This window comes from Bacillus sp. ABR, assembly GCF_056172715.1.
Window position 1 is genome coordinate 361,323 of sequence record NZ_JAOYSL010000002.1, and the last position, 18,139, is coordinate 379,461.

At 39.9% G+C, this 18,139-nt stretch carries 25 protein-coding genes and 1 tRNA gene; 5 read left to right on the forward strand and 21 right to left on the reverse strand.

Annotation, left to right across the window (positions count from 1 at the left end; all coding sequences use genetic code 11):
- Positions 1 to 46: 46 nt before the first annotated feature.
- The 8 genes from OIT90_RS07210 to OIT90_RS07245 all read right to left on the reverse strand — a co-directional run bounded on the left by OIT90_RS07210 (position 47) and on the right by OIT90_RS07245 (position 5,045).
- The gene (locus OIT90_RS07210) at positions 47 to 415 is read right to left on the reverse strand and encodes a hypothetical protein (RefSeq protein WP_474892398.1); all 369 of its coding nucleotides are present in this window, start codon (positions 413 to 415) and stop codon (positions 47 to 49) included.
- Positions 412 to 942, reverse strand: a complete 531-nt coding sequence (comGF, locus tag OIT90_RS07215; protein WP_474892399.1) for a competence type IV pilus minor pilin ComGF — start codon at positions 940 to 942, stop codon at positions 412 to 414. The genes OIT90_RS07210 and comGF overlap by 4 nt, the downstream gene beginning before the upstream one ends.
- Positions 851 to 1,168 (reverse strand): competence type IV pilus minor pilin ComGE, encoded by a 318-nt coding sequence (gene comGE, locus OIT90_RS07220; RefSeq protein ID WP_474892400.1) that lies wholly within the window; start codon positions 1,166 to 1,168, stop codon positions 851 to 853. The genes comGF and comGE overlap by 92 nt, the downstream gene beginning before the upstream one ends.
- On the reverse strand, positions 1,152 to 1,598 hold the full coding sequence (gene comGD, locus OIT90_RS07225) for a competence type IV pilus minor pilin ComGD (protein ID WP_126681597.1): 447 nt from the start codon (positions 1,596 to 1,598) through the stop codon (positions 1,152 to 1,154). The genes comGE and comGD overlap by 17 nt, the downstream gene beginning before the upstream one ends.
- Positions 1,591 to 1,884, reverse strand: a complete 294-nt coding sequence (comGC, locus tag OIT90_RS07230; RefSeq protein WP_024422977.1) for a competence type IV pilus major pilin ComGC — start codon at positions 1,882 to 1,884, stop codon at positions 1,591 to 1,593. Before comGC ends, comGD begins: the two co-directional genes overlap by 8 nt.
- A gap of 16 nt (positions 1,885 to 1,900) precedes the next feature.
- Positions 1,901 to 2,980, reverse strand: coding sequence for a competence type IV pilus assembly protein ComGB (comGB, locus tag OIT90_RS07235; protein ID WP_474892401.1), 1,080 nt, complete (start codon positions 2,978 to 2,980; stop codon positions 1,901 to 1,903).
- Complete coding sequence (comGA, locus tag OIT90_RS07240; RefSeq protein WP_474892402.1) at positions 2,922 to 3,992, reverse strand: competence type IV pilus ATPase ComGA; 1,071 nt, start codon at positions 3,990 to 3,992, stop codon at positions 2,922 to 2,924. Before comGA ends, comGB begins: the two co-directional genes overlap by 59 nt.
- A gap of 177 nt (positions 3,993 to 4,169) precedes the next feature.
- Positions 4,170 to 5,045: an STAS domain-containing protein gene (locus tag OIT90_RS07245; RefSeq protein ID WP_474892403.1), complete on the reverse strand. Its 876-nt coding sequence runs from the start codon at positions 5,043 to 5,045 to the stop codon at positions 4,170 to 4,172.
- Between the two features lie 98 nt (positions 5,046 to 5,143).
- On the opposite strand from OIT90_RS07245, the gene OIT90_RS07250 reads away from it, so the two are divergent.
- A tRNA-Gln gene (locus tag OIT90_RS07250) sits at positions 5,144 to 5,214 on the forward strand.
- A gap of 55 nt (positions 5,215 to 5,269) precedes the next feature.
- Here the strand turns inward: OIT90_RS07250 and OIT90_RS07255 are convergent.
- On the reverse strand, positions 5,270 to 5,650 hold the full coding sequence (locus OIT90_RS07255; protein ID WP_007501232.1) for a Spx/MgsR family RNA polymerase-binding regulatory protein: 381 nt from the start codon (positions 5,648 to 5,650) through the stop codon (positions 5,270 to 5,272).
- A 213-nt stretch (positions 5,651 to 5,863) separates the two neighbouring features.
- Here OIT90_RS07255 and OIT90_RS07260 point away from each other — a divergent pair, with 213 nt between their 5' ends.
- Entirely contained in the window at positions 5,864 to 6,106 is a 243-nt protein-coding gene (locus OIT90_RS07260; protein WP_003217440.1) for a DUF2626 domain-containing protein, read from the forward strand.
- Positions 6,107 to 6,153: 47 nt separating this feature from the next.
- Here OIT90_RS07260 and OIT90_RS07265 read toward each other — a convergent pair whose 3' ends face one another.
- Entirely contained in the window at positions 6,154 to 6,792 is a 639-nt protein-coding gene (locus tag OIT90_RS07265) for an MBL fold metallo-hydrolase (RefSeq protein WP_039179959.1), read from the reverse strand.
- Between the two features lie 157 nt (positions 6,793 to 6,949).
- On the opposite strand from OIT90_RS07265, the gene OIT90_RS07270 reads away from it, so the two are divergent.
- A complete protein-coding gene (locus tag OIT90_RS07270) occupies positions 6,950 to 7,123 on the forward strand; it encodes a DUF2759 domain-containing protein (RefSeq protein WP_003217333.1) in 174 nt (57 codons plus the stop codon).
- A gap of 24 nt (positions 7,124 to 7,147) precedes the next feature.
- On the opposite strand, the gene OIT90_RS07275 is transcribed toward OIT90_RS07270, so the two are convergent.
- The 11 genes from OIT90_RS07275 to rpmG form a co-directional block, all read right to left on the reverse strand.
- The gene (locus OIT90_RS07275) at positions 7,148 to 7,462 is read right to left on the reverse strand and encodes an MTH1187 family thiamine-binding protein (RefSeq protein ID WP_024427984.1); all 315 of its coding nucleotides are present in this window, start codon (positions 7,460 to 7,462) and stop codon (positions 7,148 to 7,150) included.
- A gap of 75 nt (positions 7,463 to 7,537) precedes the next feature.
- The gene (locus tag OIT90_RS07280; RefSeq protein ID WP_474892404.1) at positions 7,538 to 8,791 is read right to left on the reverse strand and encodes an MFS transporter; all 1,254 of its coding nucleotides are present in this window, start codon (positions 8,789 to 8,791) and stop codon (positions 7,538 to 7,540) included.
- Between the two features lie 155 nt (positions 8,792 to 8,946).
- Complete coding sequence (locus OIT90_RS07285) at positions 8,947 to 10,071, reverse strand: M14 family metallopeptidase (RefSeq protein WP_474892405.1); 1,125 nt, start codon at positions 10,069 to 10,071, stop codon at positions 8,947 to 8,949.
- Positions 10,072 to 10,157: 86 nt separating this feature from the next.
- Positions 10,158 to 12,077 carry an LTA synthase family protein gene (locus OIT90_RS07290; protein WP_269773150.1) on the reverse strand — a complete coding sequence of 640 codons (1,920 nt, stop codon included), beginning with the start codon at positions 12,075 to 12,077 and terminating at the stop codon, positions 10,158 to 10,160.
- A 213-nt stretch (positions 12,078 to 12,290) separates the two neighbouring features.
- On the reverse strand, positions 12,291 to 13,244 hold the full coding sequence (locus OIT90_RS07295) for an ROK family glucokinase (RefSeq protein ID WP_039179975.1): 954 nt from the start codon (positions 13,242 to 13,244) through the stop codon (positions 12,291 to 12,293).
- 13 nt (positions 13,245 to 13,257) lie between these two features.
- Entirely contained in the window at positions 13,258 to 13,461 is a 204-nt protein-coding gene (locus OIT90_RS07300; protein ID WP_008342322.1) for a YqgQ family protein, read from the reverse strand.
- A gap of 70 nt (positions 13,462 to 13,531) precedes the next feature.
- Entirely contained in the window at positions 13,532 to 15,070 is a 1,539-nt protein-coding gene (locus tag OIT90_RS07305) for a rhomboid family intramembrane serine protease (RefSeq protein WP_474892406.1), read from the reverse strand.
- Between the two features lie 86 nt (positions 15,071 to 15,156).
- Positions 15,157 to 15,330 (reverse strand): hypothetical protein, encoded by a 174-nt coding sequence (locus OIT90_RS07310; protein WP_162473402.1) that lies wholly within the window; start codon positions 15,328 to 15,330, stop codon positions 15,157 to 15,159.
- Positions 15,331 to 15,430: 100 nt separating this feature from the next.
- Positions 15,431 to 15,895 carry a hypothetical protein gene (locus tag OIT90_RS07315; RefSeq protein WP_058839081.1) on the reverse strand — a complete coding sequence of 155 codons (465 nt, stop codon included), beginning with the start codon at positions 15,893 to 15,895 and terminating at the stop codon, positions 15,431 to 15,433.
- 198 nt (positions 15,896 to 16,093) lie between these two features.
- On the reverse strand, positions 16,094 to 16,654 hold the full coding sequence (locus tag OIT90_RS07320) for a 5-formyltetrahydrofolate cyclo-ligase (RefSeq protein ID WP_474892407.1): 561 nt from the start codon (positions 16,652 to 16,654) through the stop codon (positions 16,094 to 16,096).
- A 48-nt stretch (positions 16,655 to 16,702) separates the two neighbouring features.
- The gene (gene rpmG, locus OIT90_RS07325; RefSeq protein WP_008360061.1) at positions 16,703 to 16,852 is read right to left on the reverse strand and encodes a 50S ribosomal protein L33; all 150 of its coding nucleotides are present in this window, start codon (positions 16,850 to 16,852) and stop codon (positions 16,703 to 16,705) included.
- 413 nt (positions 16,853 to 17,265) lie between these two features.
- Between rpmG and OIT90_RS07330 the strand changes: the two genes are divergently transcribed.
- Together OIT90_RS07330 and OIT90_RS07335 are read left to right on the forward strand one after the other, a co-directional pair.
- Entirely contained in the window at positions 17,266 to 17,613 is a 348-nt protein-coding gene (locus OIT90_RS07330) for a hypothetical protein (protein WP_024422989.1), read from the forward strand.
- Positions 17,610 to 18,110, forward strand: a complete 501-nt coding sequence (locus OIT90_RS07335) for an endolytic transglycosylase MltG (RefSeq protein WP_474892408.1) — start codon at positions 17,610 to 17,612, stop codon at positions 18,108 to 18,110. The genes OIT90_RS07330 and OIT90_RS07335 overlap by 4 nt, the downstream gene beginning before the upstream one ends.
- Positions 18,111 to 18,139: the final 29 nt, after the last annotated feature.

Genomic DNA, 18,139 nt, shown 5'->3' on the forward strand with positions numbered 1-18,139 from the left:
TTACCAGAAAGAGGATGATTTTATACACTGGCTAATCAGGGTTTGCCTATCTCATGATTTCACCGGTCTTCCAATCCAGCATCAGCTCCCGCTCATCGGATAAGCCATCCTTTGTTTTCACCCTCACCAAAGCGAGGACACGTTTTTTCTGTTGATCGCATTTCATCTGCTTCAGTGTCACATGCCCTTCTTCTGTATCAATATAGATCTTCTGCTTTTCACAAATGCGTTTTACTGAGCTGGCAGCTTCACTCACACCCACCCTAAAAAGATGCTGTTTTTTATAAAAAGAAATCGTGAGCTCTGCACTTCTCAGCTCTTTTTGAAAGCCCATCGTTATCGCTCCTAGGATCAAGAGAAAAAATAGGATCACAGCAAGCACATGCGGATAGATAAACCCTTCCTCTCTTTTCACGATTTCGGAACCACCCCTTTATATGTGAAAAAAACGGCTTCATGAACCTTACCAGATCCATCTGTGACTTTCAGGATGGCTCTATGCTGACTCGTTCTCACCTGAAATTGTTTTACCTTGTGCAATAAAGGAAGATGTCCAGTTTGATCCGTTCGTTTTCGAAGCATCTCTTGATATGGCTCAATCGTTACCACTCGCCCTTGATCAGATACATACTCTAACGCTTTACCTCCTTGCACCGATCGAACTGCCGTTGCACGGCTTAATTCCTCATCTAATTGCAGGACAGTCTGTTTCCACTCCATTTGTGAAAATCGGTTAATCTCTTCAAAAGGAAGGGCTTTCTCAGCTGTTGAAAAGATCAGTACACAGCCAAAAGAGAGGAACAAAAATAGCTGCAATTGCCACAAAGCCTGGACAAGGGTAAAACCTTGTTCACCGTTCCACAACCTGGTGAAAGCATATCGTCTGCTTTTCTTGCAATTTGTATGATACACATCCCTTCTCTTTACTCCAATTGAATACATATGTGTTGTCGCCTCGCTTCTTTTTGACAGAAGATTTTTTACCTTCTATGAACGCTTCATTCATCTGTTCATGCAAGATTTGGTAAGCATCAAGTTTGGCTCTTACTTCCTTTTTCCCCATCATGATTTTTTCATAGGCCGGCATAATCACAAGGGCTGCAAATAGGAAGATATGACAAGCAAACAGCGTTTCAATCGTACTAAACCCTCTATTGCTTTTGAACATGGATTCGCCCGCTTCCTAAATAAATCGTGAGTTTATACGTTTGACTGCCAAATTCGACAATGAGAGATCCACCGCTGCTTGGATGTCCATTTTCATTAAAATAGATACCTTGCGAGAATGTAGAAGTCTTGATGCTGCCCTTTTTATGCTGATAAGAAGCAATGACTTCGTTACTCTTTTGATCTATTACCTGATAAGATACATGCGGCGGTTGGATCTCAACATGCACACGTGTTTTTTTGATAAATGCAGTATATGATGCCAATTGAAGATCTTGTTTCATGAGGTTTACTTGTCTTTTGGCTTCAGCGCTTACTATTAAATTTGGGATTTTCATTCCTATGATCGACAATAGAATCGATAGAACTAGTAAGATCATTAGCTGCTCTATGAGGGTAAAACCCTTCTCATGTAAAAGTAATTTATTCATGCTTCACGTTGCCGTTTTGAATGACAATCGCTTTTCCATTAGGACAGGTTAATCCCTTTTTAACATAACCTTCTTTTTCTAACTCAGCTAAAGATGGCGTCTTCCCATCATGCTCCAATTCATACGCCATCACTTGTGTGCTGACCATTGATTTGAGCCCTTCACAGCCCTTTGCTTGAATTGCTTGGTGATGACGTGTGATATTCGGTATGGTAATGAGTAAAAGAATGGATATCACGAGCATGACAATTAACATTTCTAACAGGGTAAACCCTTTATCATTCATGTCTTTGTCCTCCTTCTTACACTTGCTCCATTAGTTGATACATTGGTAAAAGAATAGATAAATATACGATGAGTATAAGAAGTGCCGTCACACCATAGATCACCGGCTGCAGCCAAGACATCCATTTTTCAATTTTCAGCTCTGCATTCTCTAATAGAAATTGGCTGTACGTGTACATTTCTCTTGCTAGCATCCCGCTTGCTTCACCATGTTTGATGATGGCTGCAAAATGTTTTTCGAAAAAAGGACTCTCACTTACTTGATGTGCCATGCTTTCTCCTTTTCTTAACTCATCCATCATTTGTTCACCTATTTCTTGAAGAAAAGGTAAGTAGCTTTGCTGTTTAAAAGCTTGCAAACCCTCGTACATCGATAATCCAGCCTGAAGCAGTCCGCTTAGCTGAAGAGAAAAAAGGTATGTATGCATCAGCTGCATCCCTTTATATAAAAAAGGCAGCTTACTCATCACCCTCAATTTCTCAAGCGTCGACTTTTTCCTAAAAAACAAAGCATAATAGCCGGTAAGACAAATACACAGACAACTGGTGATGAGCAGAAAAGCATGAAGGAATTGAAACATTCCAAACATTCCTTGAATCAGCCAAGACATGCGGGTATCCATCGATGAGTACAAAACAGAAAATTGAGGAATGATCATATTCTGAACGAGTATCAGCACGATCAAAACCGTGAAGATGAGGAAGAGCGGGTAACGCAACATGCGTTTAAACGTGTCTAACTGCTTGACTTTTTTCTCTAAAAAACGGGCGCTTTGTTCTAAAGCACGGGCTAGACTACCATGCTTCTCAGAAAAACATAGTATGGCGATGACTTCCCGCTGAAAATGGAGTCGCTCGAGCACTACATAAAAAGGCTCGCCTTCGTGCAGCCACTGAATACCTAGTTTTAATTGCTGCCGCTGTTGTTTTGATAACTGGATATTCACCATCACTAATGCCTCAATCAATGTATATCCAGCCTGAATTAATTGAGCCAGTTTTGATAGGCATTCAGCTTGGTCCTTTTTAGACCATACTTTAGAGGCTCGCTTCTTCATAAACCCAGCGATGGTAAGTGTTTTTTGATAGATAGCCAAGTGCCACTCCTTTACGAATTAATCTTTGCAGTGTTTCATATGACGAGTGAGCAAATTCTCCTTTAGCCTCCTTGATACACTCACCAAGCTCTTTTCCGAACAGCAGTTCAAATACATTTGTTCGTCTGATCGGTCGATTTAATTTACAGTAAAGCTGACATGTTTCTCCGCAAAAAGGACAGGTGAGCTCGATTAATCGCTGGGCTGCAATCGCAACCATCGTTTGCTCAAGTTCATTCATCGTGACACCAAATTCAAGCATACGATAAAGAGCTCCTTTTGCATTTTTTGCATGGAGCGTACTCAATACTAAATGGCCTGTCAGTGCTGCTCTAATCGCCGTTCTGGCCGTTTCAGCATCTCTTATTTCTCCTAGCACAATCATATCTGGATCATGTCTTAAAATAGCGCGTAATCCTGCGGCATATGTAATGCCGGCTTTTTCATTTACTTGAACCTGTAACACTTCTTCATTTCTTGTTTCCACAGGATCTTCAAGCGTAATAATATTTCGGTTGAAATTCTTTTTTGCAAACTGGATCAGTGAATAGAGGGTTGTTGTTTTCCCCGAATTGGTTGGACCGGTAAATAAAATGAGCCCATGCGAATGCTTCAAAAATGACAATAACCTGGCTGAAGCTTTCGGAAATAGTGACAGGTGTTTTATTTTCGGAACATGATCCTGCGGCAATATTCTAATCACTAAACTCTCATCATTTACAGTTGGTAAGGTAGACATTCGAATAAACACCTGGCCGCTTCTTAGTATCACAGCTAATGACCCATTTTGCGGTCTCCTTTTTTCCCCGATATCCATAGAAGATAAAAATTTAAAATGAGCAATGAGCCGCTCGCCGGTTTTTTTATCAATGGTTCGCTGCTGGATTAAATCTGAGTCTACGCGGAAAGATACCAACGCTTCCTTTTCTTTTGGGACAATGTGCACATCAGATGCTCTCATGCGGCATGCTTCTTCTAGCAGCTCTTGCCTTAAATATTCAATCCCATACAAGTGGATCACTCCTTTCATTGATCACATTGTAGAATGGAGGAACCTGAATGACAAAAGAGCATTTTATGATTTTCATGACTAATAAAGCATGAAAACCCTCAACTCAAGATGCATCACATCATTTTTTAGAAAAGAGCATATAAAAAAACCTGACTTTTACAAGTGCAGGTTTTTTCGTCATAATGTGGCTTCTTGCTGCTGCTCTTCAAAAATGCGAAATCCTCTTTTTTCTAAAGCTTTTGCAAGGCTGTGTTCTGTATTTACTTTTGAGAAATCAATGCCGAGTTTCACTACAGTTTGAGCGATCTCTGGGCGAATGCCTGATATAATCGTCTCAATTCCTAATAGCTTCGCACTATCGACCACTTTAAACAGCTGATAAGCAACCATCGTGTCAACAACAGGAACGCCAGATATATCAATAAATAAGTGCGTTAAACGCAGTCTTGAAGCCTGTTCTAGCACAGATTCCAATATGATTTTAGCCCGGTACGTATCGATTTCTCCGATCAATGGCAAAATCCCGATTTCCTTTGATACCGGAATAACAGGGGCACTCAGTTCTTGAATCATCTCTCTTTGTGCATTCAGCTGACTGAGTGTGACGCGGTCATATTCTTCTGATAAACGCTCAATCATATCATCAAATGTGGCGTGAAAATGCTGATTCCACTGACACACATCTTGCAGCGTCACTTCAAGCTCTGTTTCTTGGGTGAATGTCTCAATTCTCGAACAGAAAATGTGGCGGAAAATCTTAAATTGTCCAATGATTTCATATAACGGCACCTCGTGCACTGCTCGATCTCGAGCAATATCAACAGACCACTTTTTCAAATGGTTTTCTACTTTGTCTGACAGTGTCACAAGTGTTGCTGCAATGGTTTGAATAAACGCTGTGTTCTGTTCTTTCAGCTTCTTTTCTGTTTCCTCTGAAGCATGTTTAGAATATAATGAGCCTTCTTCTGTTCTTGTCTTTAGCCATTCTTCGGTCATGACAGGGGCTTCTTTTAGGATAAATTCGTATAATTGCTTTGATTTTTCATTTTTCATTTACTTCTTTCGCTCCTTTTGCACTTAAAACTCGTGACATACAATTTTTATGTATAAATGACCGTAGATGGTGAACAATATCATTACACGTTTGATATTGGGCTATAGCCAAGTGGTAAGGCAATGGACTTTGACTCCGTGATCGTTGGTTCGAACCCAGCTAGCCCAGTTCAGCACAAAAACGAAGACGGCTGAAGCATGTTTCAGCTGATCTTCGTTTTTTATTAGGAAACTGATTGATGAATCGCTTTCTTTTTTGATATTTTCATGAGTTCTCCTGGATTATAACCAACTACTAATTTATTTCCATCAATGATGATTGGTCTTCGAAGCAGTTTTGGTTTTTCAATGAGAAGCTGCAAAACCTCGTTTACTTTTAAGTCATTAATATTTAAATTTAAGCTTTTAAAAGCTTGACTTCGTGTGGCTAAAATTTCATCCATTCCTTCTGTTGTTAAAGAAAGAATCTTTTTTAATTCATCTAGAGTTGGCGTTTCTCTGAAAAGGTGACGCTCTTTAAAATCAATTTGATTCGCCTTTAACCAATGTTTTGTTTTGCGGCAAGACGTGCAGCTTGGGTATGAATAAAAAGTAATGTCACTCATTAGTCTTCCTCCTTAGGTCGTTAACCTTTTCTCTTATGGAGTAAGTACCCTCATGTTTTTCAGCATAAACACTTTTTCATCATTTTTTCAAAAAAATTTTTTCTGCATTCAAAATAAATTGTTCACACGTTGTCAAAAATGTAAATGTTTACATAACAAGTGGTGATCAGCTATAATATGAATCAAAGGGGTTTTTTTAGGGGAGGGAAAGAAATGAATCGCATGTTCCGCGTGCTTGGCTTTTGGACGGGTATTTTTGCTGTCATGTTCTATTTAGGACATATGAAAGATGCATCGCTGCTGTTCTTCGGTCAAACCGTTCTTTTTGTATTTTTATCCTACTTGAATCTATCCGAAAGAATGTATATTTACATTTTCGGAGCGTACTTGACGATTTTCTTTGCCGGATTTACATATTATTCGATTTTCATCATGGTTCCCGGTACCGGACATTAATTGAAAAAAGCATCTCTTCTAAAGAGATGCTTTTTTCATGCCTGCAATTAAAGAGAAAAACCATTAATAAACGGATTTTGCTCCTGCTCTGTCAGCACAGTGGTTTCCCCGCCATGCCCGCTTAATACAAGAGTTGATTCTGGCAAGGACAATAATTTATGATGGATTGATTGAAGCAGCACTTCCTGACTGCCGCCTACTAAATCTGTTCTCCCAATGCCACCTTCAAATAGCGTGTCACCAGAAATAACAAAGCCCTCTTCCGCCGAATAGTAAGACACACTGCCAGGTGAATGCCCAGGTGTATGGAACATTTCTAATGTAAACGATCCAATTTGAAGAGTTCCTTCTGTCGTAATCAATTTTTCAGCTTCTTTGACCGTAATTCCATTTCCAATCAATCGAGCTGAACCGTTTAATTCAGCGTTCGTGAGCCATTCTTTTTCATTTTCATGTACATACAGCGGCACTCCCCACTCTTCGCGTACCTCATCTGCCGCACCAATATGATCAAAATGAGCATGTGTTAATAAGACAGCAAGCGGTGTGAGCTGTTTTTCTTTTACATAGGAAATCAGCTTTTGCGCTTCGCCGCCTGGATCAAAAATTAAGCATTCTCCCTGCTCGTTTTTCCAAATATATGCGTTCGCTTGTACATAGCCTAGTGGCATTCTTCTCCAATTCATTTTCATCACCTACTTTATTGATTCTTTTTTATTATGAAGGCTATTCAATAAAAATTCAAACAATCGTCAACTGGAATCTACTCGACAAGCTTTATGAAAACGGTTAAAATGAAAAGAAAGGAAATCAAGGGGATTGATGACAAAGGGGGACTTTCACATGATGCTCGTCATTATTTTTGGTCTAGTCACGATTTTAGCTGCGCTCGGTATCTATCGCTCACTAAAAAAAGTGAACGTACTTGCCATCGCTTTTGCTGGCGCTACATTTTTGGTTTTTGGATGGTTCACTGTCATGACCATCATCTATAGCGGTTATCCAACTGCACATTAAAAGCCTGCATATAGCAGGCTTTTTTTATTGATTTAAATGCTTATTCACGCTTTCTAATTTGCTTGTAAGCGTTGTGGTTTGATCCCGTCTGTCATCGATGCGAATATTGGTCGCTACTCGGTGCAATCCCTTTTCAAAAGGGGCTTCATGAATGCGCTGAATGACCTCAAATAAAACGGATAATTCGCCTTCAATTAACGTATTCATCGGTGTTAATTGATATTTGATTTTCCCTTCTTGTTGAAAACCTTCTAAAATTCTTTGTACATCTGCTACGTAAGCACTGACACTTGGTGTTTCAGTGCCTATCGGAATGATGGTGACGTCTGCTATAGCCATCGTTTTTCCCCTTTCAATCAAATCTCATATTTTCTCGTCCTCATTGTAACCTATCTTCAATCAATCATGCCATGCTTACGTTGCGTTTACAGCAGGTTTGTCTCGTTCTATCGTCAAATCCGCCCTCTCTACCTTTCCGATCTTTGTAAACAAAAGCAAGCATATACCTGAAACAGCTTCAATGATGCCGCCAGCCGCAATGACATACCCAGATCCAAACAGTGTAGCCATATAACCGCCAATGAGAGCGCCTAACGGAATCATCAAGAAGGAAATCATGTTGATAATCGCGTACACTTGCGGCTGATCCTCTGCCTTTACTGACAATTGAATCATCGTATGTTCGGGTACGTTAACTGCACTAATGGCTGCTCCTAAAGCAAAAGCTGATATAAACACAAGTGGTAACAATGCGTTCATACCTGTGATGAAGAAGGCGATTCCATCAACAATCCCAGCACCTATAAACAGCAATCCATACCGATTCACTTTTATTTTTGTCAAAACAAACCCCATCAAAAATGCGCCTAGTGCGGTTGTGACTTTGATGAATGAATAGACGACCGGTCCACTATGTAAATCTTCAGTTAAATAAATAACAGACAATGCTTCCCATGGTGCCGCAGCAAAGTTTGAGCAGACACAAAAAATGGCTAATGGAAACAAAATATGATGGCTTCTAACAAGTGAAAAACCTCGAATTAATCTTTTGCCGTAAGATAATCCTTTTTTGGCTTTATCGATGATGGCTTCTGTTTGATATGAAATCATGAACACCAATAAAGCGGACAAAAGATAAAGGGGAATGATCACAAGCATTGTATAGCCTACGCCTACAAATGCAATCATGACTCCACAAATCGTTACCGTCACAAGTCTTACGACATGACTTGCTGATTGGATGGTTGCATTCGCCTTTTGTATGAGGTCCTCATGGACAAGCTTTGGAATAATCGATACAGATGCCGGTTCGTAGGAGCCTCCTGTCGCCGAATGAAGCAGCATGCAGCCAATGATGAGGACTAATGGTGTGAAACCATAAAAGTAACTAACCACGATCAAAAGAATAATCGCTCCTCGTGTTAAATCAGCAAAGCACATCCAAAATTTCAATTGATGCGGCTTCATCATAGGCGTAATAAATGGTCCAACAATCGCTTGAGGGACAAAGCTGACCGCAATAAAAAAAGCTGTCCCTATTGCTCCTTTCCCTCCTAGTACCAAAAGCCATAAGATGGTGTTGAAAGATAAACTATCAGCTGTAATTTTGCACATTTTAGAAACAAAGAGATAAGTAAAATTTCTTTTCCACAGGCTTTGAGCACTCAATAGTCGACATCTCCCTAAATCATATCCTTTTTTTTACATCCATATCTTTCACAATAGCTTACAAGAAAGCCTTCGTCAATTACTTCAACATTGTTTTTATTGACCATAAGCAATTGATTGTTGCTCCAATATGAAAAAGCACCAGACAGGTGCTTTTAACACTTACACGCTTCCCATAAAAGCCGCTTTGTTTTTTCATAAATCGAATCAAATTGATCCATGGAAAGAGGATTTTTCCCTAGACCAAGCTCAACTGTATAGCCCTCATTATGAAATTGATAAATAAACCAATCGCGATAGCCTGCATAGCTGTCGAGATATTGGATCGGTTTGTAGCCGCTTACTTGTTCGAATCGTTTGACCATTTCTTTTGAGATGGCTGGCTCATGGCCAAGAAAACCCCAATAAATCTCTTCTCCTTGTGTATGAAGGGCAATCAGCCGGTCAAATCGTTTTCGCAACGCAAGATTTGCCATCGCTTTCGCTTCTGGTTCTGTTAACGGCTCACGCCCAGGATAATCCCGGTAGGACGGAGCCTTCGACTGATGACGATAGTACTCGATCTCCCAATAAGCAGGGAATTGATTGTTTAAATCCACCCCTCGAATATTTGCTTTCCATTCCCGGTAATCGGAATATCCACCGTTTAGCAGTGTGAATTCTTCACGATGAAGACCTAGTGACTCCGGTCCATTACGAACCAAATCCACTCCATCTGGATTGACCATTGGCACGATGGATAAAGCGGTGGTCTGCAGAATATGCACCGCTTCATAATGTCTTGCCTGCACCGGGTCAGACGCTGCTAAGCAAAGCGATTTCAACCATTTTAATAAAACAGACGTCGTGATCCATTCATTTGCATGAAATGAGGCATTGAGATGAATAGAATGTAAATGCTGAACAGGCTCTGTTCGGATTTCATAAATAGGTGTATCAAGCACTGAGTGGCCAATGACGCTGATATGAAGAAAAGGAAATACGGCTTTCAAGCGGCTCAGCTCTTCTTCTAATTGAGCGCTATCATATTCAAATGTTCCATTGATCCAATCATCGGATTGCTGCAGTCTATAAGGCGCAATAAATTTCTGCACATCACCGATGGAATCAAATACATGGACTCCTTCTGGAAGTTTATATCCCGGTAAAAGAAGGTCATCAGTGCTTGTTTGATTAGATAAATGAAAAGCAGCTTTGCCAATACCAAGCTGCTTTTCCACAGCATCCCTCTCCGCTTCATCCAGCTGCCATTCAATTTTTCCAAACGACGTTGTCTTCATTTACATCCCTCCTCTCATATTATATGAGCCGTCAGGCAAAAAAAGAAAACCTCTGCTTCTAAAAATAGCAGAGGTTTTTTCATCTATTAGGACGCCTTTTTCAGCTCCGTTTCACCTTCTTTTTTGGATGGTGAATGGTCCGGGCTGTTTCGATCATAAAATCTAAGGAGATCTCCATAGATGATTTGATCAGAGAATTGAAGCTCCTGCTTCGCCTTCTCTTCATAAGACTGACACACATTTTTATCATCTGCTGGCTCGCCCGTCTCTTTATTGTAGCAAACACCATCTGTAAAAACGCTGTCCTTCGTAATAAAGCTTCCATCACGGAGTACTGTAAAGTCATTCGTATCTTTCGATAAAAGGTCATGACCAAATTGAATTTGTTTACTTGTATCAATGCCTAGAAGATTGAGTACAGTTGGACGGATATCGACCTGACCGCCTACCGTATCAATTTCTTTTGGATGTTGATCCGTTACCCCTGGAATGTGTACAACAAACGGGACTTTTTGAAGCTGTACTTCTTCAAATGGCGTAATCTCTTTATTTAAAAATTGTCCCATGGCTTCGTTATGGTTTTCAGAAATTCCGTAGTGATCCCCATATAAAACAAAAATGGAGTTATCGTATAACCCAGCTTCCTTCATCTTTTTAAAGAAAAGCTTAAGGGCTTCATCTTGATAACGCACTGTAGGGAAGTACTTGTTCAGCGTTTTACTCTTTGAATCATATTCATCAATGAGCTTATCTTCTTCATCTAAATCAAAAGGGAAATGGTTCGTTAATGTAATCAATCTCGTATAGAAAGGCTGCGGGATCGATTTCATTAATTCAGCGGACTGCTCAAAGAACGGACCATCTTTCAGTCCCCAGCCAACTGAGTTTTCTTCATTCACATCAAATGATTTAATATCAAAGAACTTATCGTAGCCAAAGCTATCGTAGATAAGGTCACGGTTCCAGAAGCTTTTGTTATTCGCATGAATAACAGAAGAGTGGTAGCCTTCATCCTTTAACAGCTCAGGTGTCGCTGTAAACTCATTACTTGGATTTGTGAAGAACACAGCCCCTCTTCCAAGTGGATAAAGAGAATTATCTACAATAAACTCTGAATCAGATGTTTTCCCTTGACCTGTTTGGTGATAAAAATTAGTAAAGTTATAGCTCTTCTTGATCAATTTGTTTAAAAACGGAGTAATTTCTTTCCCGTTTAATTTTTCATTGATCACAAAACTCTGTGTAGACTCAAGTGATACAAGAATGACATTTCGTCCTTTCGCTTGACCAAATGTCTTTTCATTACGGTCCGTTTGATTTGCGCTTACATAGTTTTCAATTTCAGTTAAGCTATTACTGTCAGCAAGGGCTCGTTGAGCAGACTGCTTCGATTGCAATACCCCATCATAAATATGGAAGTTATATAAGCTGATATTTTTCACCAGCATCTCACGGTCAAATGAGCGAGTAAGCAGTTCTGGTCTTTCTGTTTCAGCTAAACCAAGGTTAAAGAAAAATGTAGCTGCCACAAATAAGTAATATGCTGCTCGTTCTTTTCGTGAAACTGTGACATCTGTTCTAAAGGAAGGCTGTTTTTTATAGAGCCAAATTAAAATGATGATATCAACGAACATCAGTAAATCGACTGGTTCAATTAAAGAGGTAATACTTGACCCGAGGTCACCCATATTGTTTGTTTGAAATAGGACGGGGATGGTTAGAAAGTCACTATAGAATCGATAAAACACAATGTTGGCTAACAAAATGAATGTCAGGATAAAGCTTGTCACGATGATATATCGATTTCGATTTTTCTCTTTGAAAAATAAACCGATACCGAAGATAAACAAAAGAAAGCTAAGCGGATTAATAAACAGGATAAACTCCTGCATGAAATTTTCAATTTTAATATTGAAGCTAGATTTATAGATAACATAGGTTTTGACCCACATCAGCAATGTCGCAATCAGTAAAAATGAAATCGCCTTTAATCTATTCTTTCGCATTGTAACCTCCTTATGCTAAGCGCGCACCCAGGCTCAGGATATACCCTAATTATTGGTGCTTCTAGAAAAATAACTAAAGTATATCTTATCCTGTATATGATGGAAAATCAATGTCTTTTTCCTCATGACAAACTTATGAATATGCTAAACATCCAATTTCATGCCTATCTATCGCTTTTTTTAATAAAAATGACATCATTATGACTTTTTTGTTCAAGACAGCCATTTGGTTTTTGCCATCCATGCACCACCGATGACACCCGCATCGTTTCCGAGTGATGCTATCACCACTTCGACATCGTCTGCGCAAGGCGGGAACGCATGTTGTTTCACAACGCGTTCTACTTTACTGCGAAGAAGCTCACCTGCTTTTGAAACACCGCCGCCAATCACAATTTTCGTTGGGTTTAAAGCACTGGCAAGATTCGCTAGGACAAGTCCAAGATGTGTCGTCACTTCTTCTACGACACGCATTGCAAGATCATCTCCGTTTTCTGCCGCTTCAAATACATTCTTTGCTGATAGCGAAGCGAGCGTGCCAAGTGAAGATGTATGCTGCTCGGTTTCTAATTTATCCTTTGCAAGCCGGACGATGCCAGTTGCAGATGCGATTGTTTCAATACAGCCTGTTCTTCCGCAGTTACAAGGTGCTCCTTGAAATGGAACGGCACAAATATGGCCAATTTCTCCGCCAGCTCCTGTCTCCCCTTGAACAACTTCACCGTTGACGATGATGCCGCCGCCAACCCCCGTTCCAAGTGTGACCATCAGGATATTTTTTGCGCCATCTCCTGCACCCTTCCACATTTCACCGAGTGCAGCAATATTCGCATCATTTTCAATGACAGATGGAAGTCCTGTCTCTGCCTCTAGGTGATCTTTCAACGGATAGTTTGTCCAGCCCAGATTCGTTGTTTTATAGACGATTCCAGATACTTTATCTACAGGTCCAGGTGCACCCATTCCGATCCCAATAAGTGCTGATTTCGGCATACTGATCTCAACCAGTTTATGGTCAATTGATTTGGCAATATCGACTGTGATCGTCTGCCCGGATTTATCCGTAGGAATCTCCCACTTATGCTGAATTTCACCATATAGATTAATGAACGCAAGCTTAATTGTCGTACCGCCAAGATCAATACCTACAAACCAATCCCCTGTCATATGCCCTCCACCTTCACATTGTTTTTCGATTTAGTTTGGCTAACTCCATTTGAAGAATCGTCATTGCGTTTGACCATTCAGTCCGGTCAATGATGCCCGATGTATACATTTCCTTCAATTCGTCTGCCATAAATTCTAATTCTACTTCACGATCTCCGAAATACACATAATTTCCAAATCTCATAAGCAGCTGCTGTACATCATATAACGTTTTCATTGTTTCCACCATTTCTTCTCATCAACAGATAGGATAAGCGTATTCATAAATGCGCTTTCAGTCAAGTCATTCAACGTGTTTGACTATTTTCGATATATTGTTTCAGCTTTAAAAATTGATCATTTTGAGGATCCTGTTTTAATGCTTTCTCTAATAGTTCTTCTGCTTTCGCTGTCTCTCCTTTTTCTACGAATAACAACGATAAATGATACAGTTTATTTGGATCATCTGGATCTTTTTCGAGCGACTTTTGTAAAAATTGAATGGCCTTATCAAGGTGGCCCTGCTGCGCTTCCGATAGTGCATAAATATGAAGTGCCTCAGCTGATGCATCTTTTTCGTGTACATATTCCTCTAGTCGTTCACTTGCTTCGCTATACTTTTTCTCATCAAATAAACTCGCTGCCTCACTTGTTGCCGCTGCTTCCTTTTGATTATCTGAATGAAACCCTGTATACAATCCAAGACCGCCAATCAAGAGCAAAACAGCAGTCGCAAGAAGCATTTTGACAGGCTGCGTCTGTTTAGGCAGACGGACAGCTAATGCGGCGAAAAAGCCGCCAACCAAGCCGCCAAGATGCCCTGCGTTATCAATACCTGATACAGTGAAGCCTATTCCTAGGTTAATGAGGATAATGACAATAATATTTGTCCCCATCGTCCGAAAGAAAAGCTTTCGATTTGAGATAGCTAAATATAACAGTGCCCCTAAACAGCCAAAAATCGCGCCTGATGCACCGGCTGCAATTGCCGTATTAAACACAAAGCTCGCTATGGAGCCAAAAATGCCGGAAATCAAATAGATGAGCAAAAATCTTCCTGATCCATAAATTCTCTCAACAGCCGCTCCAACGGACCAAAGAGCAAAAGTATTAAAGAGTAAGTGCGTCAAGCCAATATGTAAAAACATTGGTGTTATCAGGCGCCACCATTCACCCTCTAAAATCAGCACATTATTTTTAGCACCAAATGCTGTTAAAGTTGCCGTATTGGTACTTCCACCAGACAGCTCAAGTAAAAGAAACATCACCACTTGGACAGCGATCAGCAAGTAGGTAAAAATGGGTCTGCCATTTTGAAACACGGCCCGTTCTCGTTCACGCTGTTTTTCCTGATCATCAAATGCCTGGAGCACGTTCCTTTTAAGCTTCATTGCATCCTCAGCTGTGTCTCTCTTCGCTTCTTCTACATCAACTGCAAGAGATGTATTGAGCCATTTTTGCAGTTCGTTTACATCGTTTTGAAGCGTGTCTGCATTGAGTAACACAGGAGTAACTGTCACCTTATTCTCTTTTTGCGGCTGACCATTTAAGTCTTCCCAATCATCTACTGGAACATCAGTTGTAAATTGCAGCTGCAAGAGATGAAGCGATCGTTTACGCATAGCTTCTCTCAGCTGATTGATCCGGTATGTTTGCTCCTCGATATCTCGAACGATCTCCTGTCTGAAATTCACATCTTTTCTATACAGACGGATGAGATCATAGCCTGAGTTTCGTGGTGCTTCAAAAAATATTTCATCTTCTGGGTACGGACTTTGAATCATCTCGTATCCTTTTTGTCTTAGTTCATCAACAACTCGCCAAAATAGACTATCTATGACATTCATACATTCGCGCTCCATTTTTTACATTATTATAGCAAGAATCGTTCTGATCCGCATTTCAAAACAAAAAAATCCCGGCATTTGCGGGATTAGAATGCTTGGCGAATAAATTTCGTCCGAAAATATGGGATTTTCATCAGCCATTTAATCAAAAAGTGACGTACTTGATTTTGGCCTAAAATCAAATTCATGAGCCGATAACGATTTTGCACGAGAACGAATGCAAACAGTGTGAACACAATGCTCCAAATCATTTTATTCATCATATTCCCTCCTATGTTCGTATCGTGGCTTAAATAGGATTTGTTTATGCATGAACCATCGTTTTTATCGCTTTGAATGGTTCCGTTCGTTAGCCAGCCTTTACAATCTAATCCCTTGTGCTTTTGATTGAATATAATAAACCTCTTCACCCTCTGATCGATAACAGGAAACATCAAATTGATGAAGGTTCACTAAATCCTTGAACGTATGAGGTAGCTTACAATTCAGCTCTAATTCTTCAAGCTTGTGCGGGAAGTCATCATCATTTGGATTTGGTGAATGGACATACACAGCATCTAACATTGGATCTTGTTCGTGAATACAGATCCATGTTTGGTATGGCTTTTCAAATTCTTCGAGCTGCTTTAGCAACCTATTGTATAAAGCGATATGAGCCTTTATATGCTCTCTTCTTATTTTCAAACTATTTTTCCCAACACCCCAAAAATCAAGATGGGTATGAAAAAAATCGAACCAATAATCATGATCAAGTTGCAAGTCAAAAGTATTAACTTCCTTCCACAAATTACGGAAGTATCTTTTCTTTCCTCGAAATTTTTTCAATATATGCCTCCTAATAGCTAAAAAGTCATTAAATGAATAAACGTAAACTATTATTAAAATCGGTTAACTTACAGACAAGTGAAGCCGCAACTTAAATTTTAAAGAGATATCAACTCAACATTCACTTCGACCAAGGCATAAATCAAACCAAACGGTCTCAACACAAAAAAGCCCGTTCTACCGTACAAGCAGCGGACTTTATTTTTGATATAAGATACCTTTCTCACTGACGATAATTGAGACCGGAATGTCGTGCGTTTCAACCGGAATATGCTCGGTTTGCTGTACAGTCAAGCAAAGGGCAAGTGTTTCGCCGTGATAGTCAGCTAAGTAGCGGTCATAGTAGCCGCCCCCATATCCGATACGGTAGCCTTGTCGATCAAAGCACACCCCAGGCACAATGATCAAATCGATTGATTCTTTAGATGCAGCGGCCGACGCCAGAGGATCTGGCTCCAATAGCCCAAAGTAGCGGGATATCATCTTCGTTTCCGGTGTATATTTATAAAACGTCATCTCTTTTGTTTCCGGAAAACAGGTGGGTACACATACTTTTTTCCCCTCCTGCCATGCTTTTTCAATGAGAGGCATTGTCGGTACCTCTTTTCCTCTAGACATGGTGAGTGCAATCGTTTTTGCTTCTTTCCATGCTGGTAGCTGAAACAAGTGCTCATGAAGTAAAGCGGTGCTTCGCTCGAAATCCTCAGCACTCATCTGATCCAGCTTGGCTAATGTTTGAAGGCGAAGTTCCTTTTTCACACAGATCATCTCCCATCATAAAAAAACAGCAGGAAAATTCCCTGCTGCTTACTTTGTTTCACGATGTAAAGTTTGTTTTTTATCACGTGAGCAATACTTTTTGAATTCAACGCGATCTGGATTGTTTCGCTTATTCTTTTTAGTAATATAGTTACGCTCACCGCATTCAGTGCAAGCTAGAGTAATATTTACGCGCATGTTTTTCCCTCCAAACTAAAATCAATTCACATTCAGACCTAACTATAATACCACTTCTAGCTTAGGAATGCTAGAATGTTTTTTCACCAATTTCAATTTCAGTGCAATCCGTCTGCGTTCTGATCTATATCGTATGATCATTTCATGAAAAATGGCCTGCTCCCCTATAAAACGTCAATCTTTGTCGTACTGTATACATGAGAAACCCTCTTTTATTTTGACAGCGAGCAAGATTTTCATACTCGTTTTTCATATAAAAAGAAAAAAGATGAAAAAAAGGTGATTTTTTCAGCAATTCCTTTTGAAACTAGCTTTTTTATGGTATAAAAAAGAAGGGTCGAAAACTGTCTGAAACAATCATGAAAGCCTTTTATGGTTTTCAGCATTAAAATACGAATAAAAGGTGATGAAACATGGAAATTGCAATTATCGGATTGCTTGTTGTCAGTATCGTACTGATCGCATTCTCATATTTTCAAAGAGAGCCGATTAAAGAAGTCGAGCAGGAACTTGAAACACTTCAACTATCTGCAATGCAAGAAATCTATAAACTGAAAAAGAAAATGAAGGTTCTTGAAGAAGAATTGCTTGAAACAAATATCGTCGTCCGCAAACATTCAGAAATTGATCCATCTATCGCAAGACAAATCATTTCAAAGCATCAAAATGGCATGTCTCCTGAGGCCATTGCGCGCGCTGAGCATGTATCTGTAGATGAGGTCAACATGATCATTAAAGACAACGAGAAGGTGCTTGTATGACGAAAAAAAGCATCCAAACGTTTGCGGCAGGTATGATTTTTGCAACTGGTGTTCTGGCAATCGTTTTTTTCCTCACTGGAAAAGATGAAGCGGCGGCTGATACAACCACAAAAGAAACGCTCGCAGCGAAAGTAACAGACACTGACGTGAAAAACTATTTAGACTCTAAAAAAGAAGTCTCCGTTAGCCGTGAAACATATCAGCAGCTTCTTGATTATAAAGAAAAAGCACTGAAAGCAAATGAAGACGGCGATTCTAAAAATGATAAAGAAACATCAGACAAGCCTAAAGGCAAATCGGTCAAATTCGTTATTAAAAACGGGATGAGCACAAGTGATGTTTCAGACATGCTTGAGAAGGACGGAATCATCAACTCGTCTAAAGATTTTAATGATTACGTGATTGACGCCGGCTACCATAAAGAAATTCGTGCAGGCAAATTCAATTTAAAAACAGGGATGACGTTCAAACAAATCGTCAAAGCCTTAACAAAATAACAGTAAAAACCCCTGGCGGCGCTGACCTC

Coding starts and splice junctions, on each gene's coding strand:
- comGF (WP_474892399.1), bottom strand. CDS start 942: ATGTATTCAATTGGAGTAAAGAGAAGGGATGTGTATCATACAAATTGC.
- comGE (WP_474892400.1), bottom strand. CDS start 1,168: ATGTTCAAAAGCAATAGAGGGTTTAGTACGATTGAAACGCTGTTTGCT.
- comGD (WP_126681597.1), bottom strand. CDS start 1,598: ATGAATAAATTACTTTTACATGAGAAGGGTTTTACCCTCATAGAGCAG.
- comGC (WP_024422977.1), bottom strand. CDS start 1,884: ATGAATGATAAAGGGTTTACCCTGTTAGAAATGTTAATTGTCATGCTC.
- OIT90_RS07245 (WP_474892403.1), bottom strand. CDS start 5,045: ATGAAAAATGAAAAATCAAAGCAATTATACGAATTTATCCTAAAAGAA.
- OIT90_RS07255 (WP_007501232.1), bottom strand. CDS start 5,650: ATGAGTGACATTACTTTTTATTCATACCCAAGCTGCACGTCTTGCCGC.
- OIT90_RS07260 (WP_003217440.1), top strand. CDS start 5,864: ATGAATCGCATGTTCCGCGTGCTTGGCTTTTGGACGGGTATTTTTGCT.
- OIT90_RS07265 (WP_039179959.1), bottom strand. CDS start 6,792: ATGAATTGGAGAAGAATGCCACTAGGCTATGTACAAGCGAACGCATAT.
- OIT90_RS07270 (WP_003217333.1), top strand. CDS start 6,950: ATGATGCTCGTCATTATTTTTGGTCTAGTCACGATTTTAGCTGCGCTC.
- OIT90_RS07275 (WP_024427984.1), bottom strand. CDS start 7,462: ATGGCTATAGCAGACGTCACCATCATTCCGATAGGCACTGAAACACCA.
- OIT90_RS07285 (WP_474892405.1), bottom strand. CDS start 10,071: ATGAAGACAACGTCGTTTGGAAAAATTGAATGGCAGCTGGATGAAGCG.
- OIT90_RS07290 (WP_269773150.1), bottom strand. CDS start 12,077: ATGCGAAAGAATAGATTAAAGGCGATTTCATTTTTACTGATTGCGACA.
- OIT90_RS07295 (WP_039179975.1), bottom strand. CDS start 13,244: ATGACAGGGGATTGGTTTGTAGGTATTGATCTTGGCGGTACGACAATT.
- OIT90_RS07300 (WP_008342322.1), bottom strand. CDS start 13,461: ATGAAAACGTTATATGATGTACAGCAGCTGCTTATGAGATTTGGAAAT.
- OIT90_RS07305 (WP_474892406.1), bottom strand. CDS start 15,070: ATGAATGTCATAGATAGTCTATTTTGGCGAGTTGTTGATGAACTAAGA.
- OIT90_RS07310 (WP_162473402.1), bottom strand. CDS start 15,330: ATGAATAAAATGATTTGGAGCATTGTGTTCACACTGTTTGCATTCGTT.
- rpmG (WP_008360061.1), bottom strand. CDS start 16,852: ATGCGCGTAAATATTACTCTAGCTTGCACTGAATGCGGTGAGCGTAAC.
- OIT90_RS07330 (WP_024422989.1), top strand. CDS start 17,266: ATGGAAATTGCAATTATCGGATTGCTTGTTGTCAGTATCGTACTGATC.
- OIT90_RS07335 (WP_474892408.1), top strand. CDS start 17,610: ATGACGAAAAAAAGCATCCAAACGTTTGCGGCAGGTATGATTTTTGCA.